We start from the raw sequence: 26489 nt of genomic DNA on the forward strand, positions 1-26489 counted from the left end.
ACCATGATGAGGGATGGACGCAATGGCCCCGTTAAACGAAGAACAACTGCATCAAATACGCGACGAACGAAAAGAACAAATCATGCGAGCAGCTATCAAAGTATTTTCCAGAAGAGGTATTTTCGGAACCAAGATGAGCATGATCGCCAGTGAAGCCGGGGTCAGCCACGGTCTTCTCTATCATTATTTTAAATCCAAAGACGAGTTGTTCATCACGCTCGTTCAATGGTCGATGGAGGAGGCACGGCTAGCGCTCTCCGAAATCTATAACGTGCCCGGTACCCCTCTTGAGAAAATTACATTGCTAACCTCCATAATTCTCCAAGAGGATGATAATACGCATTTTATGCTGATTCAGCAAGCACGTACCTCGGATGGCGTGCCCGAAGAGGCCAAGCGGATTATCGAGAGCTATTCCATCCATGCCTTTGTTGACCAGTTGATGCCGCTGTTCGAAGCAGGGCAGGATGCCGGGGAGATTGCGGCTGGCGATCTGAGAGAGCTCGTAGCCTGTTATTTATCCGTGCTATCGGGATTAATGACGCTGAAGTCCCAAGAGGACCCGAGCTATACGCCCCCAAAGGCGGAGCTGCTGCTGCGACTGCTTAGGAACGGATAAGGATAATAACGCAAACCAAACACACCTCCCATGAAACATCCGGATCTTTTCCGTACATTTCATAAGAGGTGTGTTTTTACTATTGTCGTATATCAGAGGGACGTCTCGGGTTCATGCTTCTCCTGTTCCCGTATCTGCGAGCCGTCGCTTAGCGTAATCCAAGTGTCGAACTGCCGCTGTCCTTCATGCAGGCGAATAACCCTCGCACCACGGAGCATGCCTTCCCGGCCATACGTACCATAACCGGTAGCTCTGCCGTAACAAAGACGGATGCCGTGCAGCTCCCCCCAGTAATCATTGATATGATCATGTCCGGCGAACGTGCCCATCACATCGCCCCGCTCCAGCATGGCCGCGAACAGACCGGTATTCACCTCTGGACAGCATACCCTTTCAAACTTGCTGCCATAACACGGCTTCCGCTCCCACACCTCACGATACTCCGGCAGAGGGATATGAAAAAAAGCCAATGACGGCAGCGGATTCCCTTGACGCTTGGCGCTGTAAGCCAAGGACGCCATCTCATACCAGCGGATCTGATCGCGCCGAATCCAATCGTACCCCGAAACAGCAGGATGTTCGGACTCTCTCCCAGAATCGAAGAAGTACAAAACGGCCGCTGTCTCTTCCCCATTGTTGCCGTATAAAGGAAGCGTATAATTCCCCACGCCATGAATTTCCGGCGAGCCGTGCTCTGCACAGTTGTAGGTGTGCTGCAGGGCTGCATCCATAAGCTCTTCACGTGTGACATCTCCTTCCGTATCGTGATTCCCGAATACGAAGGCCCAGCGAATTCCACGTAACTCCACCGTCTTTACAACATCCTTGAAGGCCTGCACTGGATCCTGGCACTTTTTCCAGCCGGGATCGGCTTCACCCGAATAAATGAGATCGCCCGTAAATACCACCAGATCCGGCTGCTCCAGGTCCAGTACCGTTTCCATGCAGCGTCGGCTCATCTGATCCTCCGGCTCCCCATTCTTCCAATGAATATCTGTGAATTGCACAATCTTGAAGGTATGATCGTCTCCGAATCGAAGAGTTGGCTTCAACATAACCGTCTCCTTTACATGGGCATGTGGTTTTTTAATGAATTTTTGTGGTTTTATGTGTATATTAGTGGAGGAAACGACGAAAAGTCAATGATTTTTCGTTGACAACACCGTTTAATCAGCCTAATATAAGATCAAATCCACATCTTCGGTCAACATCAGTCATACACAATATTGAGGTGAATGAATTTATGTCTGTAACCTATGAGGAACGCAGGGGGAAGATCTTAAATCAATTGGAGCTTGAGGGCAAGGTGAGAGTTCACGCCCTTGCAGAGCAGCTGGAGGTATCCGCGGAAACGATCCGCCGGGATTTGGACCGGTTAGAGAAAGAAGGCCAGCTGCGCAAAGTTTACGGCGGCGCCGTCAAATCACGTTCCGGGCAGATTGAGCCGTCCTTCACCAGCCGTTCCCAGACATGCGCAGAGGAAAAGGCTGCGATCGGTAAACTCGCCGCCTCCCTAGTTAAGGATGGGGAGACCATTCTGCTGGATAACGGAACAACCACGATCGAAGTCATGCGTTATCTTAAAGACCGGTCTGATGTGACGGTCATCACCCATTCGCTGCCTGTCCTGAATCTGGCGATGGAGATTTTTCAGGGAAAGATTATTTATATCGGCGGGGATATGAACCGGACCAAGCAGGCGGCAACAGGTCCTCTGACCGAAATGCTGCTGGAACAGTTCAAGGTGAATAAAGCGTTCATCTCGGTCGGTGGTATTTCTTTAACCGATGGCATTACCGATTATGATCTGGATGAAGCCTACATATCGCGAAAAATGCTGGAGCGTTCGGAGGAAGGCATCGTTCTTGCCGATCACACCAAGCTCGGGGTAACCACGTTCTCGAAGCTCGCCAAACTGGAGGACATCTCCATGGTTATCACGGATCCGGGCTGTTCGCAGGAATGGGTGGATAATCTGTCCGCCCGCAGCATTGAAGTCCTTATCGGACATTTCTGATGGAGCTGCTATCCCTGCTGTTGGTGCTGTCTTCCGGTCTTACCCATGCCCTTTGGAATCTGTTCACGAAGCGAAGCATTCATAAATCGGTGTTTCTGTGGTGCATCCATTCGGTCACCTTAATCCTCCTGATGCCTTCTTTTCTCATGGAGATGTCAGGGCTGAAGCTGGAACCGCACATTTACGGACTTATGCTGCTGTCCATGACCATTCAGGGCTTCTATATTACGCTCCTCTCCAAAGCCTATACCCATGGCGATATGTCCCAGGTATACCCGTTTATGCGAGGGCTTGGGGCCATGCTGACCTCGCTGTGCAGCCTCGTGTTGTTCCATGAGCATCTAAGTGCAGCGGGTTATATGGGCCTTAGCATCATTATCTTTTCGTTGTTTGCTTTGTCAGGTTTAAGATTCAGAGGTCCTTCCAGCCTGAACCCCAAGGCCTTAATCTATGCTTGCCTGGTCGGGCTCTGCATTTCCGGTTATACCCTGACCGATAAGGCGGTTCTGGATGCGGGGGTCTCCCCGATCGCGCTAATCCAGTTATCCAATATCAGTTATTTCGTCGCTCTCATCGTTCCCGTGATAATGTCCAGAGGGCTGAAACAGGAATGGTCGTTGAACTGGCGCACAATTCTGCTGGGCTCGATCCTGGCACCGGGTTCTTACTTGTTATTCCTGTTCGCCATGCGGCTTACGCCGCTTGCGCACATCGCACCGGTCCGTGAAATCAGCACGGTATTCGGCACTCTGCTCGGCATCATCGTTCTGCGTGAGCAGCAAGGCTGGCGGCGAATCATTACGTCCGTACTCATCACGCTGGGTATCATCACCATTGCCTCATGGGGGTAGCAACCGCCATTGCTGCAAGCAATCCTGTACACATTTTGCATAATGTCTCTTCTATGCTTAAAGTTCAAATTGGTCTTACCGAGGAGGATCTATCGATGGCTAAACGTGTCATTATTCTTGGAATTGATGGGGCAGGCAGGTTCGTTCAAGAAGCGGATGCACCGCATCTTCACGCCCTGCTGCAAGCAGGAGCCTACTCGTACGATGCGCAGACCGTATTTCCCAGCATCAGTGCTGAATGTTGGGGCTCGTTGTTATATGGCGTAAGCCCGGACCAACACGGTCTTGATAATGACCGGGCGATCCACGGGCAAATTCCGGAGAGCTTTCCCTATGCATCACTATTCAAGCTGGCCCGCCAGCAATGGCCGGATGCTCCTCTGTCCGCGTTCAGCTGCTGGGAACCGATCAACACAGGAATCATTGAGAATACCATTAATGTTCATATGGAATCCAAACCGGACCCCGAGCTGACGGAAGCCATCGTCGATTATATTCATGAGCAGCCCGATTTCAAACTGATGTTCATTCAGTTGGATCACCCCGACGGCGCGGGCCACAAGTACGGATTCGGTACCGATAAGCAGCTGTTACAGATTGCCGTTACGGATAAGTACGTAGGCATGATAATCAAGGCACTGGATGATCAGCAGCTGCTGGAAGACACTTGGATCATCACGGTTACGGACCATGGCGGCGGAGGCGCTCATCCTAATGACCATGGCAGTGACCACCCGATGGATATGACCATCACCTGGGGGATTACGGGTCCGGGCGTAAAACCCGGCCTTCTCGACGCTCCGATCAGCATCATGGACACGGCCGCCGTCATCGGTCATGTGCTGGGGCTGCACACACCGGATTGCTGGGAAGGCAAGGTGCCTGAAGGAATATTCTAATCCAGAAATTCGTATTATGGCGGAAGCCCGTCCTAATTAATGATCATTTATCCATATATAAAAAGCCGGCGATTACACGCCGGCTTCTTTCGTAACGAGGATCTCTTCTGTTGTCTTCACGTCCGCAAACCATCTCAGGGTAGCGTTCACATGATCTATGATCTGCTGAGCGGTTAACACCGAATTGTTCCAGGTGCTGTGTGCATCGGATACCAGTGTGACATCATAGCCCAGACTGGACGCTCTCCTGCACGTGGTGTCTACGCATAACTCACTCTGCATACCTGCAAGAATCACATGTTCTATGCCTTGCCGCTTCAGTTCCTCTTCAAGTGAGGTGTTATAGAATGAATCCGGTCGGGTCTTCTGAATGATGGTATCCGACATCGCAGGCGCTATCTCGGGGTTAATCTTCCACGCCTCCGACCCTGCCCTCAAACCCTCGTCATTATGTTGTATGTAGAGGATAGGAATGCCGCCGTTTCTGGCTTTTGCGATCAGCTGCTTGAGATTGTGGAGCAATCGATCCCCTTCAAACACCGGATCATTCACTTGAAACATCTCATTCTGTACATCAATGACCAAAAGCGCACTCTTTTTCACTACAACACCCTCCTGTGCGATTCATGTACTCATCGATTTCATTATAGAACGAACGTTCCTATGATGTATATGAAAATTTAGATCTCTCATTAAAAAATGAACTCATTTCGCACAAAAAAAGGAATCCCTCTCTCACTTAGGACTCCCCTGCGTCTTTTTTAGCTCCCTTCGTAAAGCCGATAACAAGCAGCCAAGGCAACCTTCAGCTACTCCTCCTCGACGATAACGCTCGGGTGTGCCGACTTTTTCTGTACATTATGCTGATGAAGCTTCCTCATCGTCTTGTAAAGCTGCTGTAACTCCTGTTCATCCAGAACGTCGAACATAGAGGTTTGGAAATCCGACAGCAGCGGAATAATTTCTTCCAGCAGGGCCTGTCCCTTATCCGTTAGCGAGATATACTTTATCTTCCAATCCTGCTTGCGGACAATCAGATCCAGCTTCTCCAGCCGCTTTACCATATGGGAGACACCACCGCCGCTAATGGAAAGATATTCGGCCAGCTCCTGCTGTGATAAAGGTTGGTGCGCGAAGACCTGGATCAAGACGTCGAATTGGGCAACCGTGATGCAGAACGGCTGTAAGAACTCATTCGAGAGGTGATTGCCGATCTGTTGAAAACGGGTGATCCGAATCCAGGACAGCATAGCTAATCGGTTCTCCTGATGAAATCCCAATTGTTTCATTGACTCCATTCACCTCCCTACCCTAATCACAGTCAATTTATCACTCAAGTGACAAACTGTCAAATCAACGCCCGCAGGAAAGCGACAACCAGCCCTGAATATTTGATATATCAATTAATGCCTTTATCCGTTTATTATATATACCCATTTATTCTCTCCAATTTATTGTTGTTGAGAGCGTCTAATCTTGAAATATATCCATGGACACGATACTATGGACATAGAATCTTTGAATTATATGCACCCGAGCAGTATATTCCTTTTGCGTATTCAAACATAACAACTGTAACTTTTTATTAAATGTATCATTAGACTTTGACATAAACGCCTCAAAATGATATATCAAATTCAGGGAGTAGGTCCGCTATGGAACAAATTCCACTATATCAACATATCGTAAATGCTTTAATGGCCAAGATTGAATCCGGGGAGCTCCAGGCTGGAGATCAGCTTCCGACCGAAGCCGAGATTTCGAAGGAATACAACGTCAGCCGGATCACCTCGAAGAGGGCGCTGACCGAGCTGGAGAATGCCAAGCTGATCTACCGGATCCAAGGTAAGGGAAGCTTCGTGAGCACAGACAGGGACCCTCAAAGGCCCCTGAGCAAGACGAATAAGGAGATCCTGCTAATTCTGCCATTCGCTCATAACCCGGGACTTGGTGATTACGAAAAAGGCATCAACGAATATCTCGCAACGACCGACTACACTTTGAACATTCAGTCCAATACGATTGTCGGACAGCGAAAGCTGCTGGAGGCCGCGCTTCAAAGCGCCAATTCGGGGCTGATTCTTTACCCGATAAGCAGCATCTCGGATCTTGGCATTCTGTATCAGTATCACCTGGCACAGTACCCGCTGGTGACGATGGATAAATGCATTGAAGGGATTCCGTTCCGTTCGGTTGTCTCCGACAACTTCGGCGGCGGATATCAGGCCTCCAAACATCTGATCGAGAATAATCATAAGAAGATCGCCTTTATCTCCTCCTTGAAGGTAGAGAACTCTTCCTCGATCCGGGAGCGGTATTTTGGCTATTTAAAAGCTTTGTATGATTACAAACTGATCGATTACAGCGTCAATGACTTGACCGACCGGTACTTAACCCATGACAACGACAACGGCAGAGAATACTATATTCAGTTTATTCAAGCCGTTGTGACGCAAGGAATTACGGGTATTGTTGCCGAGAATGACCTCATCGCGATCGAAATCATTCAGATTGCCAAAGAGCTGGGCCTGTCCGTACCGGATGATTTCTCCATCGTGGGCTTTGACAACATTCATCTCGCAGGCTTCGTTGAACCCAAGCTGACCACCATCTCCCAGGATTTCGGACAGATGGGGTATCAGGCTGCACAAAGCCTTATCACCCTGATCGAGAATCCCCAGGATCACCCGCATGAGAATACCGTGGTTCCCGTTCGTCTCATTGAACGACAGACCGTGAAGAAGCTGTAACACGCCTATTTCTAAAAACCAAAGGAGACTTTTACATGCTGAACTATATCGATACAAGGCAAGGCACCAACAACCAATACACCTATTCCAACGGGAATGCGCTTCCTTATACGGGTGTACCTTTCGGTATGAACCATTATGTCGTCCAGACCAAAAACGAAGGAAGCTGGTTCTTCAACCCTAATGACCGCGTCTTCCAAGGCATTCGCCTGACACACCAGCCAAGTCCATGGATGGGCGATTTCGCCCACTTCCTGATGACTCCGATTGCGGACGACAAAATCAGAGGGTCCGTCTTCACCTGTCAAAGCTCCTACCGGCCTGAAGAAGCGACATTCAAGCCCCACTATCTCAGAGTGAAGCAGCAGCGTTATAACATCACCACGGAGCTGGTTCCCAGCACCTATGGTGCGGCAATGCGCATGAAGTACAATTCCGGGCAGCAGGCAGGCTTTGTCCTGAATGTTAATAACATAAGCGAGTTCCGACTGGATGCAGCCCAGCGCAATTTAACTGGCTATGTCAGCAACTTCGCAGGCTGTCACGATGACGGGTTCCGTATGTACGTAGCCATGAGCTTTAGCAAGGACATAGATCTCGCAACAACAGGTTATTACAACGAAGAAGGCAAGTTCTTCCCGGAGGTTGCTTTTGGCGGAGTCGACCAGCATGTCGTCATTCGTTTCAAAGACTGTGAAAGAGACGTGCTGGATGTTAAACTGGCGACGTCGTTTATTAGCCTGGAGCAAGCGGAGCTTAACCTTGAGCGTGAGCTGAACATATGTCTGGATGAGCAGAAGGAACTGGCTGGACAAGCCTGGAATCATTACCTGAACAAAATCCGGGTCACTCACTCGAACGAAGAATATATGCGCACCTTCTATACTTGCCTGTACCGCATGTTCCTGTTCCCGCAGAAGTTCTATGAGCTGGATGCCAACATGGAGCCGGTACATTACGATACAACGGCCCGATCCGTCAAGAAGGGCTTTCTCTATACCAATAACGGCTTCTGGGATACTTACAAAACCGTATATCCGCTCTATTCCATCATCGCGCCCAAGGAATATGAGGAAATGCTGGAAGGTTTCCTGAATTCCTACCGCGAAACCGGCTTCCTGCCAAAATGGTTGTCCCCGGATGAGCGCGGGCTGATGCCGGGCACGCTTATTGACGCCGTCATTGCGGATGCGGCGGCCAAGGGACTGGCTCAGCACCTGCTGCCGGAACTGCTGGAAGCCATGCTGACCGCAGCCACTACGCAGAGCGGACAGAATTGTTATGGTCGGCAAGGGACGCTGGACTACATCAAGTACGGTTATGTTCCAAGCAGCTATCACGAGAGCGTGAATCACACGCTGGATTACGCATACAGCGACTACTGCATCAGCCGTGTGGCCGATGTCTTGGGCCGATCGGATGTAGCAGACCAATACAGACAAAGCGCGCTCAACTACAGAAATATTTTCGATGCAGAAACCGGGTTTATGCGGGCCAAGGATCAGGACGGCCAATTCCGTCCGGATTTCAACGATACGAGCTGGGGGCTTGATTATGCCGAGGGAAGCGCCTGGCAGACCAGCTTTGCCGTATTCCAGGATTTCCAAGGCTTGATCGAGGCGTATGGTTCTAAGGAACGTTTTTTCGATAAAATCACCGAATTGTGCAATAAAGCACCGGACTTCGACGTACGGGGCTACGGCTTTGAAATTCATGAGATGAGTGAGATGGCTGCCATCGACTATGGCCAGCTGGCGATATCCAATCAGCCAAGCTTCCATATTCCGTATCTGTTCAACTATGTCGGGCAGCCCGCATCGTCCCAGGTCGTCCTCAAACAGCTGATGTCGAACCTGTTCAACAGCGGCTTTGACGGTTTCCCGGGGGACGAGGATAACGGCAGCATGTCCGGATGGTATGTGTTTAGCTCCATGGGCTTCTATCCGGTATGTCCGGGCAGTAATGAATATGTGCTCGGTATCCCGCTATTCGACAGTGTGAGCATTGAGCTGCCAAACGGTAAACAGATGTTGATTCATACCGACAACAACAATCCGCAGTCCAACTTCGTGACCAGCGTTCAATTGGAAGGACAGGATTACACCAAGCTGTATATTACGCATGAGGATATTCTGGCAGGCAAGTCCCTCGATTTCCGTCTCGGCCTGGCTCCAAGCTACCGTGCTTACAGCTCTGATGAGCTCCCGTTCTCGATATCGAAGAAGTAACGATTACAGCTTAGTTCATATATGTAAGGGGTATCCCCATCAGGACAGCGGGCTGGGGATGCCCCTTTTTGTTATCCCGTTTTTCAGCAATTGGTTATATAAGTTCAACGGCGCAGGGTATTCTTCCTGATATTGAAATAACAGGAATTTTCAAGATCACCTCGGGAAACAATACACTTGATTCACATTATGATCTATTGCTAAGAAATGGCGGGGTGACTTCATTGTGGTCAGTAATTGTATCCTATATTCCGAAGTGGACGATTTGGGTTCAAGCTTTACTACTCGTACTGGTGCCTTTCCTCATGCTGGCGTTAACCAATTGGTTTCGGAAATCTATTAATTCGAGTTACGCCCTCAAACCGAACAAGCCCTCTCCCCCCGAGAGAGAGGATAGCGTTCCGCCACAGGCTCTCATGACGGGGCTTTACGATGCGGATTTAACATCCGTCCGTAAAGCAATCGGTAACAATGGGGACGTGGAATTCAGGGAATTTACGATCCGGGGGACGGGAACGCGGGCAGTCATCGTTTTTGTTGACGGATTGATGGACAACGATCTTATGGACACCCATCTTATACGCCCCCTCATGATGGTCGGAATTCCAGAAACGGAGCAGGAACAGTTCAATCGTTCAAGCGATACGATCAAAGCCTATATCAGCAGCCAGATGCTCCCTGTAAGCGAAATTAAACATACCGATAGATTACTGGAACTCGTACAATCTGTTCTTGCGGGAACAACCGGTCTATTGGTAGATGGAATGCAAGGCGCCTTCCTGGTTGGTTCTGCCAAGGGGAAGAGCCGAAATCTGGAGGAACCTCTATCCGAAGCACTTCTTCGAGGCCCGCGTGTCGGGTTTACCGAGAGATTGGCAGACAATACAGGATTACTGCGGCTTCACGGAAAAAACGAAAGCCTTCTGCTCACCAGATTTGAGGTTGGGAACCGCGTGAAAAAGGATCTGATCATTGCCTATATGAAGGATATTGCCGACCCGAAGCTAGTCGATGAGGTCGTTACGCGAATTCAGAAACTCGAAATTGATGACCCTCTCGAATCAGGATACATCGAGCAATTGATTGAGGAAAATGTCATGAGTCCTTTTCAGCAAGTGCAGAACACGGAAAGACCCGACAGGGTGATCGGGGCCTTACTGGAAGGGCGGGTGGCTATCCTGCTTGACGGCACGCCGTATGCTCTAATCGTCCCTGTCACGTTCAGCATGCTGCTGCAGTCGCCGGAAGATTACTACGAGAGATGGATCTCGGGATCCTTTGTCCGCTTATTGCGTTTTCTCTCCGCCCTGCTGGCGCTTCTGGCTCCGGCACTCTACATTTCGTTTATTTCATTTCATCCCGGGCTGATTCCAACCAAGCTGGCGCTAACGATCATTGAAACCAGACAAGGCGTGCCCTTTCCCTCGATCATCGAAGCGCTCATCATGGAAATCGCCATTGAAATATTGCGGGAGGCCGGGATCCGGCTCCCGAAACCCCTCGGGCCTGCGATGGGCATCGTCGGTGGTCTGATTATTGGTGATGCTGCCGTACAAGCCGGTATTGTCAGTCCGTTTCTCGTTATTGTCGTGGCCGTAACCGCCATCTCTTCCTTCACGATCCCGGTCTACAGTGCCGGAATTACACTGCGCGTTCTTCGGTTTTCCGCGATGTTCTTTGCGGCAGTGCTTGGACTGTTTGGCGTCGTGATGTTCTTCCTTCTTCTCTGCAGTCATTTGGTCATACTGAAGAGCTTCGGCGTACCTTATGCAAGTCCAATGGTGCCTTACGGCATCAATGACTTGAAGGACTTCCTCATTCGGTTCCCGCTGAAAGTGATGAAGAAACGACCTCAAATGTTAAAACCGAACGACCCTGACCGCAGAAATTAATCATCCTAAGCACGAAATGAGGCTATGACCATGAGCAGTGCAAATAACAGCACCCATGACCAGATCACCACGTCTCAAGCTGCCGTCATGATCATTAACTACATGCTGGGTGCCGGTATCCTGACACTCCCCAGAACGACGGTGGAGGCTGCCAAAACGCCGGATGTGTGGATCTCGATTCTCATCTCCGGTTTGATCATCCTGTTGGCAGGAATGATCGTTGTGGCGTTATGCCAAAGATTTCAAGGGAAAACATGGTTTCAATTTGTACCTGAGATCACCGGGAAATGGCTGGCTTTTGTTCTAGGCCTGCTGTTTATTGGTTTTTTCATTACCATTGCCGCTTTTGAGATCCGGATTATGGCGGAGGTAACGGGGTTATATCTGCTGGAAGGCACGCCCGTTTGGGCCATCGTGATGACCTTTATGTGGATCGGTCTGTATTTGACCACCGGGGGGATCAACAGCATTGCCAGAATCTGCGAGATCATTCTGCCGATTACGCTGGTTTTTTTCCTCATAGCGATCCTGTTGAGCAGCAACATTTTTGACATCAAAAATTTAAGGCCGGTACTCGGCTCAGGGTTTATGCCCGTGATTCGAGGGTTAAAGCCATCTCTGCTATCTTTTACCGGTTACGAGATCATGTTTGTTGCCATGGCGTTTATGAAGACTCCCAAAAAAGGCACCAAAGCCATGCTCGTCGGCATTACGGTGCCCCTGGTGATCTATTTAATCACCGTCATTATGGTTATTGGCGGGCTGTCCATAAACGGAGTTGAGACAAGAACATGGCCGACACTGGACTTAATGCGGAGTTTTGAAATGCAGGGACTGATATTCGAGCGTTTTGAGTCCCTGCTGCTTGTCATCTGGATCATGCAAATATTCTCGACCTTTGCGATAACGCATTATGCAGCCTCGCTAGGATGGTCCCAGCTGCTTAAGACGAAAATACGGCCCTTTCTCTTTATCCTGCTTCCTGTCATCTTCCTCATCGCGATGATTCCGAAGGACGTATCGGAAACATTCAAGCTGGGGGATCTTGTAGGCAATGCCTCTATCTATCTATTTGGCGCTTTACCATTACTCTTGCTTCTGATCAGCATCGCCCGTAAGAAAGGTGTGAAGCCGAAATGAACAGGTATATAAGATATACGTCACTATTGGCGGCGAGCATCCTGCTGCTCCTGACTACCGGCTGCTGGAGCAGCAACGAGATTGAGGATGTCTGTGTCATTGTAGGTTTGGGACTGGATACTGCGAATGAGTCCAAGTTTGAACGGGAGATCAATCGACAGGGAGCAGCCTACCCCAAAAATAAAGTGGTTACGGCAACGGTCCAGATTGTACCACCAATCGCGGGAAAGAACGAGAAGCAAGGAGGGTCCGGTTCTTCATCGCCAAGCAAGGCCTACCTGAATGAACAATTAACGGGAGATTCCGTCTTCCAAATCTTCCGTCAATTTTCTTTACGCAGAGACCGTCCGATTGTTGCCCACCATCTGAAGGTTATCGTGGTTTCAAGCGATCTAGCCAAAAGGTATAGCTTGGAACAGATATTTGACTTTATTCTCCGCGATAACGATATCCGCCCCAGCTGTCTGGTGGTGGTTAGCCACCGAAGCGCGCTTGAAGCGTTGAGCTCCACCGAACCCGGGGAAATCCCCGCTCTCTACTTAACGGGACTCGTGGATAACCGCTATCGTTCCAACAAAATCATCCCGCCCGTGACACTCATTAAGCTTGACAGCGCCATGCAATCCGGGGAAAGCTTCCTGTTGCAAAATGTCGTTACCGCTCAAAGCGAGCATAAATTCTCGGGAGCCGCCATTTTCAAAGGGAAAACCAAGAAATGGATCGGGGAATTAAGCCAATATGATCTGGAAGGCTTGTCTTGGATTACGGCAGACGTGAAGGGGGGCGCGCTGAAGACGTATGCGCCGAAGACCGGCCATACCGTAACCTTTGAACCCAAGAAATCCCACAGCACCATCGTGCCTAAGATTCAGGGAGACGAAATTTCATTTCATATCAAGGTTAATGCCGAAGGCAGATTAATCGAGGATTGGAGCTTTCCGGAGATCCCCTCATCGGGTGGATACATCTCAGAAATGGAGCAGCAGTTTGAAGAAGAGGCCCATAAACAGATCAAACAGGTCCTGAACAAAATGCAGCATGTCTATCATGTGGACGTTGGGGGTTTTGGCACTGAGCTCCGCATCAAACATCCGAAGGTGTGGAAAAAAGTGCAGGAGAATTGGGATGAAACCTTCAGCCAAGTCCCGATTACGTATGAAATCAACATGAACATTACGGACTTCGGTTCCTCAACAGATTAAACGAGCGCTGACAATGACGGTCAGCGCTCTTTAAGTTCTCGCTGTTGATTACACCAGAAACATCGCTACGACTGTAGTAGCGGTCAGACCCAGCAGCACCGGCTTCAAATTTCGTCTTGCCAGCTCGAATGGGCTGACTCCGCAGATGGCTGCAGCCGGAATCAACGCCCACGGAATGAGCGTGCCGCCGCCTACCCAGATAGCGGCAACCTGCCCAAGCGCAGTCAGGGTAGCCGCACCTGAGCCGATAGCCGTAGCAAACAGCTGCGCGATCGATCCGGCTAACGAGATACCGGAGAAACCCGAACCGTCCAGACCCGTAATGGCACCGGTGATCGTCAACGTCACCGAACCTACCGCGCCGTTCAGCGGCACCGCATTCGCGAGGGCAACCCCCAGGTCGTTCACGATACCATGGGATGCTTCGGGAAGCACTTTACCGAACAAATCGGTAAATGCCGCATCCCCCAAATAGAAGAACGCCGCGATAGGAATGACGGGACCGAACACCTTGAATCCAAACATGAATCCCTCGATCAAATAAGAGGTGACCTTCTCCAATCCCCGATTACGATGTGCTACCAGGGCAATGACACTGAGGATCAGGACGGCTGTGCCGCCGACCAAGGCTGTTGCATCGCCGCCCTGCAGCTTTAGGATGAACATGGCGACAACATCTGCTGCGAACAACAGCAGAATGACGATAGCCAACCATTTTTTCATAGCCGGGGATATGGCCGCAACAGCCTCATCCTCTTCGGTACGCGTGGTGAGCGTGTCTCCCGTGCTTTTAATAGTTACCAGTCCATCTCTCCAGCTGCCGTTCCGCTGATCTCTACGCATCATCCAGAATGCCGCCACGGTTGTTACAAGTCCCATTACGATCACGAGCGGCACACTGGCAGCCATGACACTGGATACAGGCAATCCAGCCGCATCCGCGGTTAATTTGGGCGCACCCTGGATGATATAGTCTCCCGATAACGCAATGCCGTGCCCGAACAGATTCATTGCCACCGCTGCACCGAGGGCCGGCAAACCGACACGAATAGCCACAGGGAGCAGGACCGCACCAATTAACGCAACTGCCGGTGACGGCCAGAAGAAAAAGGACGTTACCATCATAATGATTCCGATGCCCCAGTAAGCCATCGCGGGAGTACGCAGAAAACGGGTTAACGGAGCCACCATCGTCTCGTTGATCCCCGTCTTGATCAAGACCCGGCTCATCGCCACGATGATGGATATAATCATGATGGTGCCCATCAGCTCTTTGGTCGCATAGATGAATGAATCAAACACACCGGAGACCGAGCCGCTCAGCGTTTCCGTTGCCAAAAGGCCAAGCGCAAATATTCCGGTAATACAAACAAGCGCCGTATCGCGCCGCCGGATCAACAGCGTCATGATCAAGACGATAAACGCCAGATACACCCAGTGAATCGCGGTTAAATGAATCCCCATATGAATCACGCCCCTTCCCAGGCAGCAGGTTTGATGTGACTACATCTTATGCATGGGCCTGGGCAAAGGTTAATTTGGGATCGTACAATGGGTTACCTTCCGTTCAGAAACATGAATCTCTGGATTTCCAACGCCCTCTCCAATTCGGGTATAGTAAGAACATAATGTAGTTTAGGAGTTCAAAGGAGCTGGAACCGTGTATACCATCCTGATTGTGGAAGACGATGAACGAATCGCGGATAAATTAAGATCGGCTATTTCCAAATATGATTTTAACGTACGGATCACCGAAGACTTCAGCCGCGTGATAGACATTTTTGCGGATACGAAGCCGGATCTGGTTCTGCTGGACGTCAATCTGCCGAAATTCGACGGATTCTATTGGTGTAGGCAAATCCGTACCCAATCGCACTGCCCGATCATCTTCATCTCGGCGCGAGACAGCGGCATGGATCAGATTATGGCCTTGGAAAACGGGGCGGACGATTATATTACGAAGCCGTTTGACATGGAGCTTGTTCTGGCGAAAATCCGCAGCCACCTGCGCCGTGCGGTCGGTGCCTATGCCTCCGGTCAGGAGGATGAGCATACCATCGAAAGCGCCGGTCTTATCATCTATCCCGAGCGATACGTTGTGACCTATGGAGACGAATCAGCCGAGCTTACCCAAAAGGAAGCAGCCCTGCTGACGATGCTGATGGAAAAAGAGGGCCGTGTGGTCAGCCGCGAGCGGCTGCTGGACCTGATGTGGGAGGATCAGCACTTCATTGATGACAATACGTTAAATGTTTATATTACAAGGGTTCGTCGCAAGCTTCGTGAGCTGGGCGCCGGAGATCTTATCGAAACCGTCCGGGGAGCAGGCTATCGGTTCATGACGGGCAGGGAGACCCCATGAAACTTTTCTTGCGGGAGCATCTCCCGCTCATGCTGTTTTTTACCGTTCAAATGCTGCTTGTCCCCCTGCTGTACTGGCTTACCGGTGAAGGCAGGCCCTTTACTGTCGTACTATACGGTGTGCTGTTAAGCAGTGTCGTGCTGCTCCTCTATCTTGCTTACCGGTATCTTTCCCATCGCACGATGTATCAAGAGCTTTCCAGCCAGGAACTTTCCGAGGAGTTCTCCAATCCTCCCCTGGGCGAAGCGCCACTGCCGGAAGCGATCTACGAGCGGATTGGCCATTACGAGCGCTTATACCGCGAACAGCTGCATCGGCATCAAAGCCAAACCGACCAGCATCTGGCTTTCGTCAACCGCTGGGTACATCAGATGAAGACCCCGCTGTCGGTTATTCAGCTAACGCTCGATGAAGTCGAAGAGGCACCCGCCGAGCATATTCGGGAAGAGCTTGATCGTATTCGCAAAGGTCTCGAAATGGTGCTGTACACCGCGCGCCTGGACCGGTTTGAGCAGGATTTTGCTGTAGAAGCCACCCTGCTCCGTGCTGCGGTAAGCGAATCCGTGGTCGAGAACCGCAAGCTGTTCATTCGTAAGGGGATTACGCCGGTGTTCCAAATCGATGATCGGATCTCCGTCTATACGGATGCCAAATGGTTTCGATTTATGCTGGGTCAGATTTTGACGAACGCCGTGAACTACTCCGGCAGCCCCGGCAAGAAGATTCAATTAACCGCAGAAGCAGCGGGGAAACACATCAAACTCTATATCGGCGACGAGGGGATCGGCATTGCACCGGAGGACATCAACCGGGTGTTCCATCCCTACTTTACCGGAGAGCGCGGTCGGCAATATCATGAATCCACCGGCATGGGCCTGTATCTTGTGCGTGAAATCGCCAATAAGCTTGATCATTCCGTAGAACTGGAATCCACGCTCGGTGAAGGAACCACCGTTACCTTGACGCTGCGCCGAGCCGAAAACCAAGACACATCTGGACCTTAGGTGTGTCTTCTTTGTATCGGGAGATGACCCCAAACCTCACGCCGATAATCTTAAGATACGAACAAAAAATGCGAACATAACCTTATGGCAGATGTAAGCTTCGTTTCACCTAAATCCATAGCAGGGTCAGGTCAGTATACGATAGAGTTAGGCTACACTAATAAGGTATACAGAAAGGAGCTTCTGGATTATGGATATTCTTGAAGTAAAAGCATTAAACAAAGTATATGCGGGCAAAGTGGCGACACAAGCTCTTACCGATATTCATCTCACCATCAAAGAAGGAGAATTCGTCGGCATCATGGGCCCTTCAGGCAGCGGCAAAACCACCCTGCTGAACATGGTATCCACCATCGATCGTCCAAGCTCGGGCGAGGTCAAGATCGGGGGCAAAAATCCTTACACCATGAAAAAAAGCGAGCTTGCCCACTTCCGCCGCAGACAGCTCGGCTTTGTGTTTCAAGATTTCAACCTGCTCGATACGTTAACCGTTGCCGAGAATATCGTGCTTCCGCTTACGCTGGACCGCCGTCCGCTCAAGGACATGGAGTCGCTGCTGCAGCAAACCGCTTCACGGCTTGGCATCCGCGAAATTCTGAATAAACGCGTGTACGAGATTTCGGGAGGTCAACGACAGCGCACCGCGATTGCCAGGGCTATCATCAGCGCGCCGCTGTTACTGCTTGCGGATGAGCCTACAGGCGCACTCGATTCCAACTCCTCACGGATCGTGATGGAGTCGTTAGCCGAGATTAACGAGCGGGATCGTACCACATTAATGCTGGTTACGCATGATCCTCTCGCCGCAAGCTATTGCAACCGCATCGTTTTTATTAAAGACGGCAAGCTGGCCGCCGAAATTCACCGCGGAGAGAACCGGCAGGCCTTTTTCCAAAAAATCATCGATACGCTATCGTTCTGGGGAGGGAATACAAGTGAGCTTTCCTCAATTCGCGTTTAACAACGTCCGGCGTAACGCACGTCAATATTTCGCTTACCTGCTCAGCAGCTCGTTCATGGTCATGATCTTTTTTACGTATGCGGTATTCATCTATCATCCGGCCATTGAGAATTCGCCTATGGGCACGATGACGCGTACGGGAATGACAATCGCCACGGTCATCGTCTACGTGTTTGCGTTCTTATTCGTGCTGTATTCGATCAGCGTCTTTCTGAAGTCGCGGAACCGGGAGTTCGGTATTCTGACCATCCTCGGAGCTGAGGCCAAACAGATCAATTGGCTGATCTTCCTGGAGAACATTCTGATTGGCGCCATTGCCATCGTAACGGGCATCGCCAGCGGAATGCTGCTTTCTAAGGTGTTCCTGCTCATCAGCACCAAAGTAATCGATATGGACGAGCTGCCGTTCTATTGGCCGGTCAAAGCGATGCTGCTGACCGCCGGTGCGTTCGCTGCGCTGTTTCTCGTCATTTCGCTCTTTACCTTGTTATTTATCCGAAAGAATCAAGTTCTGGAGCTTCTCAAAGGAACCAGCAAACCAAAAACCGAGCCAAAAGCCAATCTGTTCCTGGCCCTCTTAGGCGTGGTGCTCCTTACCATCGGCTTTACCGTCCTTCGTGTCAAAGAGTTAGACCCGACTGGATTGATAATCGCTGCGGTAACCGGAATTATGGGCACGTATTTCTTCTACTCCCAACTATCCGTGTGGATTGTCCGCATGCTGCAGCGAAATCGCAGAACCACCTGGAAAGGAACAAACCTGCTGTGGATTTCCGAAATGAGTTACAAGATTAAGGATAATGCCCGCATGCTGTTTCTGGTCACGGTTGTCGTAGCTCTGGCTTCCATGAGCACCGGCTTCGTGCTGGCCATGCAGCAATCGATTCGATCGGTATATTTGGATAACCCCTACGCGCTTAGCTACACCTACTATAGCAATGCCGACGATACTAAGGTGCAGGATGAGCTGGCCCTGATTGAAAATCGTCTGCAGACAGAAGGGCTGGAGTATAAACGGGCGGAGGTCGAAACCATCTATTATCGCTTGTCAGCGAATGGAGAGGACTCCTTACACATCATGCCGCAATCCCATTACGACCGTTTGGCTGCTTTGATGAATACCAAGCCGACCGGGACATTCGGCGAGAATGAAGCCTTACTGGCAGAAACCCCGAATGCAGCGAAGAAGAGTAAAGGGAAGCTAACGGAAGCGGATATCGAATTATCCGGTCAACCCTACTCTTTCAGCTTGGAGAACCGCACAGACCGGATTGCGGCTGTGGTATATAGCGGCAGATTGCTGGTCGTTACGGACACCATGTTTGAAGAGCTAAGGGGCGGGAACAAAGCAGATGGAATCAGTGTGAATCATACGTATCCGTTTATTCTTCCCGATTCCCAAGGACTCCCCCAGAAGGGTGATCCTGAAACCAAGCTCGGCCTTGAGCTGTCGGAATGGAACGGAAGTGCAATCAGTGAAGGTTATATAGAATCCAGAGCGGAGAACTATTACACCAATAAACAGGGCTTTTCGTTATTCAGCTTTATCGGGGTGTTTGTCGCCTTAATCTTCTCGATCTCATCCGCCAGCTTCCTGTACTTTAAACTGCATACAGAGCTTTCAACAGACCAAACGATGTACCGTTCCCTGTCCAAGATCGGACTCAGCGCCCGTGAGATGAACATCTCCGCGACGATTCAGATTGCTGTGCTGTTCTTTATCCCCATTCTGGTTGCAGCCCTGCAGTCCTTAGTCGTGCTCGGTCCGGTTCTTGCATACCTGGATTCTCCTTATGTAAGTGGCCCTGTATTGGCGGCTTCATCGGCATTCTTGGCCGCTCAAATGATTTATTTCCTGATCGCCAGAGCCCGTTATATCAAGTCTGTGAATAGGATGATGGTGTAACTAATGGCTACTGTAAAAAATGAGACCGTGATGAAACGCCAGCCTGCCACTGGAAAGGGGCGATTGCACTTTTTAGACCAGTTCAGGGGTTTTGCGCTGCTTGGTCTGCCGTTTGTTAACGTATTGGCGCTTTGGCTCATCGCCACGCCGAAAACCTCAGCGGATTTTTGGATGCAGCGCGGGCTTAACTTTTTTGTGGAAGCCCGATTCTATACAATCTTCACGTTCCTGTTCGGACTAGGATTCTACATGTTTCTATCACGAAGCGCTGCAACGGGTGGAAAGCCAAGACTTCGGCTGTATATCCGCCGGTTAGCCATTCTGGTGCTGATCGGCGTCATCCATCAGCAGTATCAATCGGGGGAGGCATTATTTCATTATGCGATTGTCGGCCTGCTAGCGCTTCCCCTCTATTGGGCGCCAAGGAGAGTTAATCTAGGTATTGGAGTGGTCGGGTTTACGATTGCGGCCGTCATAGGAGTCAAGCTGCTTACCATTCCGTTTCTGATCCTGTTAGGGCTAGCCGCGGGCCAATACCGATTACACGAAGCGATCAGCAAGGGAATACGATGGAGTAAGCTGCACATGGTGTGGCTGCTGTCATTGCTCGGAACCGTCATTGCGATCGGGGCCATGTGGTGGGCAGCACCTCCCGAGCCGATGCCCCCGTTTCTATTCATGATAGAAGGCGAATCGCCGTCATCGACCATGCAGGCAGCCTTAACTCTGGCACATATCGGGGTGGCAACGGGTCCTATCGTATCTGTATTTTATCTAAGCTCTCTCTTAATGCTTGGGCGTACCCGCGCAGGTGCGAAGATGCTGTATCCGTTACAGGCATACGGCCGGATGGCGCTTACCAACTACATCGGACAAACCGTCTTTCTGGTAGGTATTCAGCGCTTCATACTGAACACCACACCGACGACTTATGTCGTATCTACACTCGTTTCCCTTGGGATTGTAGTCTGTCAGATCATAGCCAGCAATCTGTGGATGCGTTGGTTCCAATACGGACCCCTAGAATGGTTGTGGAGATGCGGCACCTATTGGACGATCGTGCCGATTCGCAAAAAAGCAGGAAACCTATAGGTCTCCTGCTTTTTTTGCTTTTCGCCCCATTACCATGTAAACGCCAAATATCAGTGTCCATATAAACACCGGGCCTGAGGTGATCGGATAGATGATAACGCTGAGTTTCGGAAGCAGCAGTGCTGCAGGTATGCCAATCGCTCCCCACAACCCTGCTGCTATGCCTATCCATGCTATGACCGGTTTCACAGTTTCTTCAGAGAGCAGCGCAATGCTAAGCAGGCTTATTCCGATCCAGGCCAGCATCATGGCAAAATCCCCGGCCATAATACCGAAAGCAAATAACCCGACACCCAAGGCGGCCGTCCCCGGGTCTTGCACCGAACCCCACTCCTTGGCCAGCACCGGGAGAACGGTTAATTCCATCGCGAGCACGAGCACCCATATCGTAATTGCCGCATTGAACAAGCGGGCAGCCATCATCGCAGCCGGGCGTCTACCGGCCATGATCTCCCCGAGAGACAGTCCTCCAAGCCATAATAATATTGCTGCCAGCATCAGGCTGTGATCCCATTGCCAATAGGTCAGCATGTCCGGAATCATCGAAATGACATGATGACCCGTCCAGGGATCCGTAGCTGGAGGGTGCATAAGTGTAGCTGTAACAAACAGCGCTCCGCCTAATAAAATACTGATGCCTGCATAACGGCTAACTCTGCTATTTGCCTTCCATTTGCTCATGAGGGATTCCCACCTTCTGCTTCGTCGTCTATCTATCCTTATACTTCCCGTTCCGTATTGAAACTAGAAGTTTGAGATTGTCCGGCGACTTTCCCCGTTTCGGGGAGCCTGATGGGTTCTTAGAAGCCCTGATCTCCATCAAGCATATGCACGCAGCCGATCATCAATTAGACCCAGCAGCCATTCTCTTTCTCCAGGGACATCCTCTCTCAGCCTGGCTGCCGCTACAGGCAGCATCCAGCGGTCGATATCCTCCAGCTTCGCAAGAGATAAGCGGCAATATTCATTCAGATATACTTTATTCCACAGGACACGGGCCATCCGGAGCGGAATCATCATAAGGCCTGACTGTTCCAGCGGATGAAAAGGCGATTGAAACATCAGCGATGTTCTGGCGATGTCGCATAATGGGTCACCAATCGTGGCGTTATTCCAATCGATCGCCCGGCATCCGCTCTCCGCCACGATCACATTATCCGGGTGGAAGTCGCCATGACAGATGGATTCCCCCTCAGGAAAAGAGTCCAGTACCTTGCATATAGCCTGCGCCTTTCCTTGCAGGATGCCGCTTGCATCAAGAATTGCATGCTCCAGCCTTTCTTTTTGCAACGGCAGCAAGGTTGTTGTGCAGCCATGCATCGCATGCTGGAGCCGTGCCATCTCACGGGCGCACTTCAATAGCTGAAGCGGTGACGATTGAACCTGATGCAGCATCGACGGTCCTGTAACCCGTTCATACACCAGCCCTGTTCGTCCCTCGATATCCACCATGTCAAAGACGGCAGGAGCAGGCACGCCCGCTTCGGCAACGATGCGGCCCATCTCCGCCTCATATGTCACCCATTCCGGGCGATACCCTTCATAATACAGCTTTAATGCCTGAGACTCTCCCCATTCATACACCTCTGCGCTCCTGCCTTTTCCTATCCGTGTACCCTTTTTCAAAGTACATCCTCCACTTCCTGTGTCAGCTGGATTTTGATTTCGAACGCATCATCAACCGCTGGATCCAGCCTGGCTTCTGAATCCGGCAGTTATGAAATGCGGATATCTTCCATTCCCCGTTCACCTTGATCAGCAAGGATCACTGAATCTTCTTTGAACACATTGTACGATAATCCGGCCGAGCTGAATTCCCGCCAAGGGCTGAAAACCGACTCGGTCTTGGGACCGAGTGCTTCCTTCAGATCCGGCAGGTTGCGTTCTTTACGTAAGCAGGAGCGCGAGATATGATATCGTTATCCACGAGAGACCGAATCGTAAAGGAGGTTGCAGCCGGCATGATGAAGATCAGCGCTTTTGCCAAGGTCAGCGGCATTTCCATCAAAACATTGCGATATTATGATGAGCTGGGCCTATTAAAGCCGGCCCATATTGATGAACAAAGCGGATACCGTTACTATTCCGAGGAGCAGCTTCTGACCGTAAAGCGAATTGCCGCTTACAAGGAACAGGGGTTCACCTTGGAACAGCTCAAGCCTTTTTTTGAAGAGGATATAGGAACCGATGCCGTAAAGTACAAACTTGCGGATAAAATGACGGAGCTTCAGCATGCGATGCGGAGCCTCCAGCTGCAGCTGGATGAGGTCAACAGCAGGATAACGCGCTTGGAACGAACCGAAGCAGGGAATCCAAGTGGCCCCATTATCCGGGAAGTCCCCTCCCAGCGTGCCGTTTTCATTCGTGACCAAGTTCCCCGCAGCCAGTTATGTCTCTTGCTGGATGAGATTACGAAATACGCTGCCTCTAATGGAGAAGAGGAAGCCAGGCAGCTAACCATTCTTTGGCATGACCACGGCAGCGGGAATGCCGACATTGCCGACATCGAAGTCGCAGTCCCCATAACCAGGGACATACCTGCTAATGGGCGCATTCGCGTGGACTTTCTGCCGCAGCTGAAATCTGCCGCATCTCTTGTACATCGTTGTGATCCGTACACCTATACCTGCCCCGTCGTACCCGAGCTCAGGGCATGGATTTCGTCCCAAGGCCTCGTTCAGGCGGAATCGGAGCCGATCCGCGAGATCTATCTCACCTCGGATAAAGATATCTACGGCAAGAAGCGCCCTGCGGAATTAATTATCCCCTTGCAAGCTTAAGCGGAGTAACTTTTCCTTGCCGTGATAGGATGTGGAAACGAACCTCGGCCCCGTCTCCACTCGTACTTGCAGAAGCAGTAACCCCGGATGTCCTTTATGTTCATGAAAAACGCTAGAATAATTCTAAACCACCCTCTTGACTCTCCCCTTAACAGGAGAGTGTACAGTAGCGTTAAATCGAACAAGAGGAGTGGGATTTCATGAAACGATTGGAAAACAAAATCGCATTGGTTACAGGCGGAAGCCGAGGCATTGGCAAAGGAATCGCGCTTCGGTTAGCGGAAGAAGGGGCTCTGGTCATTGTCCATTACGGAACCCGCCGGAATGCGGCGGATCAGGTTGTCCAGACCATACAAGATCAGGGTGGGCGAGCTATCGCTTTAGGTGCCAAACTGGAATCGGTAGACGGCACAAAAGGGCTGATTCATTCGCTGAAGGAGGAACTTCTTCGCGTAACGGGGGACAACCGTTTCGATATTCTGGTGAATAACGCAGGCATCGGAACGTCCCAGAGCTTTGAAGAGACGACCGAGGAAAGCTTCGATGAGCTGTTTGCCGTAAATGTAAAAGCACCGTTCTTCCTGGTGCAACAGGCCCTGCCGCTCCTGCGTGATGACGGGCGCATCGTCAACATTTCCTCCGGCGTTACGCGGATCGCTTACCCGCATATTATGGCCTACAACATCACCAAGGGAGCCGTCAATACGTTCACCTTGCATCTTGCCAAGCTGCTTGGTCCACGCGGGATCACGGTGAATGCGGTTCTCCCTGGCATCGTGGATACGGATGTGAACGCTCCATGGTTGCATACACCGGAAGGGCAGCAGCATGCCGCAGAGATGTCCGCGCTTGGCCGAGTCGGTCAGCCGTCGGATATTGCGGATATCGTAGCCTTCCTGTCTTCAAACGACGGGCGCTGGGTCACGGGACAAATGATTGACGCAACCGGCGGCTCTCATCTGTAACGATATCAGGCAGCAGATCCTCCGAAGTTTATACTTTCTGATATGTTAAAAAGAAGCGATCCGTGCCTGGCATTAACGCCGGCAAGGATCGCTCTTATGTTCTATCTGCTGTTAATCTGATTCGCCAATCTGCTCAAGATCGCTTTTTCCTATATCTGCTGTTTAATCGGATTCAGCTATCCGCACAACCGACTTCCGCTCCGGATCCCAGCGCCATGACGGAGCCTTGCCCCGCACATGCAGGCCTCCTACCCATTTATCGATCGTTCCGGAGCAGGCATCGTCGGTCTTCCCGGCTAATACCTCACGCCCCAGGCTCGTCACTTGCAGCAGCCGATCTTGGAAATGGGGTACAGCCCGTTTGAAGTCGGGAAACGGTGCTGTACCATCGATAACCAGCAACGAATCCGGGCCCTCCGTCATCTTCGCCAGGTAATACCAGAACTCCAGATCTCCCATTCCGAGCGAATGGAGCTTATCACCTACCTTTCGGAACAACTCATACGGCTTACGGACTCCGCCCGCTACAGCCTCTAACGTGGTCTGCTCGATGATCCCGAGTCCTTGGTTCACAGAGGGCAGCCGCGCCAGATGGGCTTCGAACGCATCCTTCGCAAAAGGCAGTGCCGAGGAATCCACCTCCAGCATGCGCTGGTGTTTCTCCGGCCGATCCGAGGTATAGCCTTCCCACAACATGCTGCCCAGCCTAAGCTCTTCTTCTCCAATCGTGTGCCATGTGCCCGATAAAGTCTCGAGCTGCTCCCTGCTAAGCTGCCCCAGCCCGCGAAAAAGCTCGATGCCCGGGTAGGCGCCAATGCACAGCAGACTCAGCTTCGTATTTCCCAGTGACTGTTCCTTAAACCAACGCAGCAAGTAGGCCAGCATGGTCTGGTCAAACAGATCATGCTCAAACCAGAGCACGATTTCATCATATTTTCGAAAATCCTGTAGCTTCCTCTCCTGCAACTCGCAGGTCTCGATATATTCCTTCTCCGGAATCCCGAGCGTTTGCTCCAAATACCGAGCTCTTGTTCTCCGATGATCCGGCTCGTCCATCTTCGTGAAGACCGGGCCAAACGTATAGAGCTCCCTCCACACCAGAATATCTCCTTGAATGTTTCCTTGCTTCAGCTTATCCCCTACCGAATCCCCGTTAACGATATGCAGCATACGTTTTCCTCCCTCATACAGATCAGTGAACACCGATACAAAGTCGGCTACGTGCAGCGTGTTCTTCAGCTTCCGCCGGGCATCAAAGAGTCTCTTCTTCAAAGCCGGCAAGGATATATCCAAATATTGCGAGATCTCCCGCAGGCTGTAGCCTTGAAAATAATAGAGCTGGACCGCAATCCGCATGCCGGGCGGCAAATCCGCGATCGTGGCATGCAGCTGGCGGATCATCTCTCTCTTTTCCACGACAAACTCCAAGCTCCGCTGGTCGCCAGCCGGCAATTCCATCGCATGCAGCGGTAACGTTTGAAATTGCTTGCGGCGCAGATCTCTGTAGCACTGCCGCTCAACGATCACTTTGAACCATCCGGGAAAGCGCCGGGGATCCTGCAGCTTGTGCAGATTCGCAAAGGCCTCCGTAAAGGCCTCCTGCACGGCATCTTCCGCCAAATAAGGATCCTGCAATTTATCGTAAGCCACGGCCAGCGCCATGCCGGTAAAATGTCGAACCAAGCTTCCCTGTGCCTCCGCACTGCCCCGCCGGGCTTCCTCAATCCACTGGAACACGTTCACTAAAACCTCCCTTCATGGTGTCTCTATTCCTTAAGTGCCGATCTGAACGAAAAAGGTTACCTCTCTTCAGGAATTCTG

At 51.0% G+C, this 26489-nt stretch carries 23 protein-coding genes; 16 read left to right on the forward strand and 7 right to left on the reverse strand.

Features of this window, described 5'->3' with window-relative positions; translation table 11 throughout:
• The first annotated feature begins 22 nt into the window (after positions 1–22).
• Entirely contained in the window at positions 23–619 is a 597-nt protein-coding gene (locus tag AC0VZ8_RS32515; protein WP_071218697.1) for a TetR/AcrR family transcriptional regulator, read from the forward strand.
• A 92-nt stretch (positions 620–711) separates the two neighbouring features.
• On the opposite strand, the gene AC0VZ8_RS32520 is transcribed toward AC0VZ8_RS32515, so the two are convergent.
• Positions 712–1671 (reverse strand): metallophosphoesterase family protein, encoded by a 960-nt coding sequence (locus AC0VZ8_RS32520; protein ID WP_475487796.1) that lies wholly within the window; start codon positions 1669–1671, stop codon positions 712–714.
• Between the two features lie 191 nt (positions 1672–1862).
• Between AC0VZ8_RS32520 and AC0VZ8_RS32525 the strand changes: the two genes are divergently transcribed.
• The 3 genes from AC0VZ8_RS32525 to AC0VZ8_RS32535 all read left to right on the forward strand — a co-directional run bounded on the left by AC0VZ8_RS32525 (position 1863) and on the right by AC0VZ8_RS32535 (position 4386).
• The gene (locus AC0VZ8_RS32525; protein WP_071218696.1) at positions 1863–2636 is read left to right on the forward strand and encodes a DeoR/GlpR family DNA-binding transcription regulator; all 774 of its coding nucleotides are present in this window, start codon (positions 1863–1865) and stop codon (positions 2634–2636) included.
• Positions 2636–3487, forward strand: coding sequence for a DMT family transporter (locus tag AC0VZ8_RS32530; protein WP_071218695.1), 852 nt, complete (start codon positions 2636–2638; stop codon positions 3485–3487). The genes AC0VZ8_RS32525 and AC0VZ8_RS32530 overlap by 1 nt, the downstream gene beginning before the upstream one ends.
• A gap of 95 nt (positions 3488–3582) precedes the next feature.
• Positions 3583–4386: an alkaline phosphatase family protein gene (locus AC0VZ8_RS32535; RefSeq protein ID WP_071218694.1), complete on the forward strand. Its 804-nt coding sequence runs from the start codon at positions 3583–3585 to the stop codon at positions 4384–4386.
• A gap of 72 nt (positions 4387–4458) precedes the next feature.
• On the opposite strand, the gene AC0VZ8_RS32540 is transcribed toward AC0VZ8_RS32535, so the two are convergent.
• The gene (locus AC0VZ8_RS32540) at positions 4459–4989 is read right to left on the reverse strand and encodes a cysteine hydrolase family protein (RefSeq protein WP_475485541.1); all 531 of its coding nucleotides are present in this window, start codon (positions 4987–4989) and stop codon (positions 4459–4461) included.
• A 206-nt stretch (positions 4990–5195) separates the two neighbouring features.
• Positions 5196–5675, reverse strand: coding sequence for a MarR family winged helix-turn-helix transcriptional regulator (locus tag AC0VZ8_RS32545; protein WP_071220505.1), 480 nt, complete (start codon positions 5673–5675; stop codon positions 5196–5198).
• Between the two features lie 366 nt (positions 5676–6041).
• On the opposite strand from AC0VZ8_RS32545, the gene AC0VZ8_RS32550 reads away from it, so the two are divergent.
• The 5 genes from AC0VZ8_RS32550 (at position 6042) to AC0VZ8_RS32570 (ending at position 13598) form a co-directional block, all read left to right on the forward strand.
• Entirely contained in the window at positions 6042–7136 is a 1095-nt protein-coding gene (locus AC0VZ8_RS32550) for a GntR family transcriptional regulator (RefSeq protein WP_071220506.1), read from the forward strand.
• Positions 7137–7171: 35 nt separating this feature from the next.
• Positions 7172–9364 carry a GH92 family glycosyl hydrolase gene (locus AC0VZ8_RS32555; RefSeq protein ID WP_475485542.1) on the forward strand — a complete coding sequence of 731 codons (2193 nt, stop codon included), beginning with the start codon at positions 7172–7174 and terminating at the stop codon, positions 9362–9364.
• 224 nt (positions 9365–9588) lie between these two features.
• Complete coding sequence (locus AC0VZ8_RS32560) at positions 9589–11256, forward strand: spore germination protein (protein WP_475485543.1); 1668 nt, start codon at positions 9589–9591, stop codon at positions 11254–11256.
• Between the two features lie 30 nt (positions 11257–11286).
• Entirely contained in the window at positions 11287–12396 is a 1110-nt protein-coding gene (locus tag AC0VZ8_RS32565; protein ID WP_475485544.1) for a spore germination protein, read from the forward strand.
• Entirely contained in the window at positions 12393–13598 is a 1206-nt protein-coding gene (locus tag AC0VZ8_RS32570; RefSeq protein ID WP_475485545.1) for a Ger(x)C family spore germination protein, read from the forward strand. Before AC0VZ8_RS32565 ends, AC0VZ8_RS32570 begins: the two co-directional genes overlap by 4 nt.
• Before the next feature lie 48 nt (positions 13599–13646).
• Here AC0VZ8_RS32570 and AC0VZ8_RS32575 read toward each other — a convergent pair whose 3' ends face one another.
• The gene (locus AC0VZ8_RS32575; RefSeq protein WP_071220510.1) at positions 13647–15062 is read right to left on the reverse strand and encodes a hypothetical protein; all 1416 of its coding nucleotides are present in this window, start codon (positions 15060–15062) and stop codon (positions 13647–13649) included.
• Between the two features lie 196 nt (positions 15063–15258).
• Here AC0VZ8_RS32575 and AC0VZ8_RS32580 point away from each other — a divergent pair, with 196 nt between their 5' ends.
• The 5 genes from AC0VZ8_RS32580 (at position 15259) to AC0VZ8_RS32600 (ending at position 20923) form a co-directional block, all read left to right on the forward strand.
• Complete coding sequence (locus AC0VZ8_RS32580; RefSeq protein ID WP_260064691.1) at positions 15259–15960, forward strand: response regulator transcription factor; 702 nt, start codon at positions 15259–15261, stop codon at positions 15958–15960.
• Entirely contained in the window at positions 15957–16964 is a 1008-nt protein-coding gene (locus AC0VZ8_RS32585; protein WP_475485546.1) for a sensor histidine kinase, read from the forward strand. The genes AC0VZ8_RS32580 and AC0VZ8_RS32585 overlap by 4 nt, the downstream gene beginning before the upstream one ends.
• A 190-nt stretch (positions 16965–17154) precedes the next feature.
• Positions 17155–17925 carry an ABC transporter ATP-binding protein gene (locus tag AC0VZ8_RS32590; protein ID WP_071220513.1) on the forward strand — a complete coding sequence of 257 codons (771 nt, stop codon included), beginning with the start codon at positions 17155–17157 and terminating at the stop codon, positions 17923–17925.
• On the forward strand, positions 17900–19831 hold the full coding sequence (locus AC0VZ8_RS32595; RefSeq protein ID WP_475485547.1) for an ABC transporter permease: 1932 nt from the start codon (positions 17900–17902) through the stop codon (positions 19829–19831). Before AC0VZ8_RS32590 ends, AC0VZ8_RS32595 begins: the two co-directional genes overlap by 26 nt.
• Positions 19832–19834: 3 nt before the next feature.
• Positions 19835–20923 carry a DUF418 domain-containing protein gene (locus AC0VZ8_RS32600; protein WP_475485548.1) on the forward strand — a complete coding sequence of 363 codons (1089 nt, stop codon included), beginning with the start codon at positions 19835–19837 and terminating at the stop codon, positions 20921–20923.
• Here AC0VZ8_RS32600 and AC0VZ8_RS32605 read toward each other — a convergent pair.
• Together AC0VZ8_RS32605 and AC0VZ8_RS32610 are read right to left on the reverse strand one after the other, a co-directional pair.
• On the reverse strand, positions 20918–21604 hold the full coding sequence (locus AC0VZ8_RS32605) for a hypothetical protein (RefSeq protein WP_475485549.1): 687 nt from the start codon (positions 21602–21604) through the stop codon (positions 20918–20920). The genes AC0VZ8_RS32600 and AC0VZ8_RS32605 overlap by 6 nt on opposite strands.
• A gap of 138 nt (positions 21605–21742) precedes the next feature.
• Positions 21743–22549, reverse strand: a complete 807-nt coding sequence (locus tag AC0VZ8_RS32610; protein ID WP_475485550.1) for a phosphotransferase family protein — start codon at positions 22547–22549, stop codon at positions 21743–21745.
• Positions 22550–22833: 284 nt separating this feature from the next.
• Here AC0VZ8_RS32610 and AC0VZ8_RS32615 point away from each other — a divergent pair, with 284 nt between their 5' ends.
• Together AC0VZ8_RS32615 and AC0VZ8_RS32620 are read left to right on the forward strand one after the other, a co-directional pair.
• Complete coding sequence (locus AC0VZ8_RS32615) at positions 22834–23703, forward strand: MerR family transcriptional regulator (protein ID WP_071220517.1); 870 nt, start codon at positions 22834–22836, stop codon at positions 23701–23703.
• Between the two features lie 200 nt (positions 23704–23903).
• Complete coding sequence (locus AC0VZ8_RS32620) at positions 23904–24668, forward strand: SDR family oxidoreductase (RefSeq protein ID WP_475485551.1); 765 nt, start codon at positions 23904–23906, stop codon at positions 24666–24668.
• A 162-nt stretch (positions 24669–24830) separates the two neighbouring features.
• Here the strand turns inward: AC0VZ8_RS32620 and AC0VZ8_RS32625 are convergent, their stop codons facing one another.
• Positions 24831–26405, reverse strand: coding sequence for a sigma-70 family RNA polymerase sigma factor (locus tag AC0VZ8_RS32625; protein WP_475487797.1), 1575 nt, complete (start codon positions 26403–26405; stop codon positions 24831–24833).
• Positions 26406–26489: the final 84 nt, after the last annotated feature.

Source organism: Paenibacillus sp. QJM3NY_38, assembly GCF_056173265.1.

Excerpts from the sequence above, each read along its gene's own strand:
- AC0VZ8_RS32515 (WP_071218697.1), top strand. The coding sequence starts at position 23 with ATGGCCCCGTTAAACGAAGAACAACTGCATCAAATACGCGACGAACGA.
- AC0VZ8_RS32525 (WP_071218696.1), top strand. The coding sequence starts at position 1,863 with ATGTCTGTAACCTATGAGGAACGCAGGGGGAAGATCTTAAATCAATTG.
- AC0VZ8_RS32530 (WP_071218695.1), top strand. The coding sequence starts at position 2,636 with ATGGAGCTGCTATCCCTGCTGTTGGTGCTGTCTTCCGGTCTTACCCAT.
- AC0VZ8_RS32535 (WP_071218694.1), top strand. The coding sequence starts at position 3,583 with ATGGCTAAACGTGTCATTATTCTTGGAATTGATGGGGCAGGCAGGTTC.
- AC0VZ8_RS32545 (WP_071220505.1), bottom strand. The coding sequence starts at position 5,675 with ATGAAACAATTGGGATTTCATCAGGAGAACCGATTAGCTATGCTGTCC.
- AC0VZ8_RS32550 (WP_071220506.1), top strand. The coding sequence starts at position 6,042 with ATGGAACAAATTCCACTATATCAACATATCGTAAATGCTTTAATGGCC.
- AC0VZ8_RS32555 (WP_475485542.1), top strand. The coding sequence starts at position 7,172 with ATGCTGAACTATATCGATACAAGGCAAGGCACCAACAACCAATACACC.
- AC0VZ8_RS32565 (WP_475485544.1), top strand. The coding sequence starts at position 11,287 with ATGAGCAGTGCAAATAACAGCACCCATGACCAGATCACCACGTCTCAA.
- AC0VZ8_RS32570 (WP_475485545.1), top strand. The coding sequence starts at position 12,393 with ATGAACAGGTATATAAGATATACGTCACTATTGGCGGCGAGCATCCTG.
- AC0VZ8_RS32575 (WP_071220510.1), bottom strand. The coding sequence starts at position 15,062 with ATGGGGATTCATTTAACCGCGATTCACTGGGTGTATCTGGCGTTTATC.
- AC0VZ8_RS32585 (WP_475485546.1), top strand. The coding sequence starts at position 15,957 with ATGAAACTTTTCTTGCGGGAGCATCTCCCGCTCATGCTGTTTTTTACC.
- AC0VZ8_RS32590 (WP_071220513.1), top strand. The coding sequence starts at position 17,155 with ATGGATATTCTTGAAGTAAAAGCATTAAACAAAGTATATGCGGGCAAA.
- AC0VZ8_RS32600 (WP_475485548.1), top strand. The coding sequence starts at position 19,835 with ATGGCTACTGTAAAAAATGAGACCGTGATGAAACGCCAGCCTGCCACT.
- AC0VZ8_RS32605 (WP_475485549.1), bottom strand. The coding sequence starts at position 21,604 with ATGAGCAAATGGAAGGCAAATAGCAGAGTTAGCCGTTATGCAGGCATC.
- AC0VZ8_RS32615 (WP_071220517.1), top strand. The coding sequence starts at position 22,834 with ATGATATCGTTATCCACGAGAGACCGAATCGTAAAGGAGGTTGCAGCC.
- AC0VZ8_RS32620 (WP_475485551.1), top strand. The coding sequence starts at position 23,904 with ATGAAACGATTGGAAAACAAAATCGCATTGGTTACAGGCGGAAGCCGA.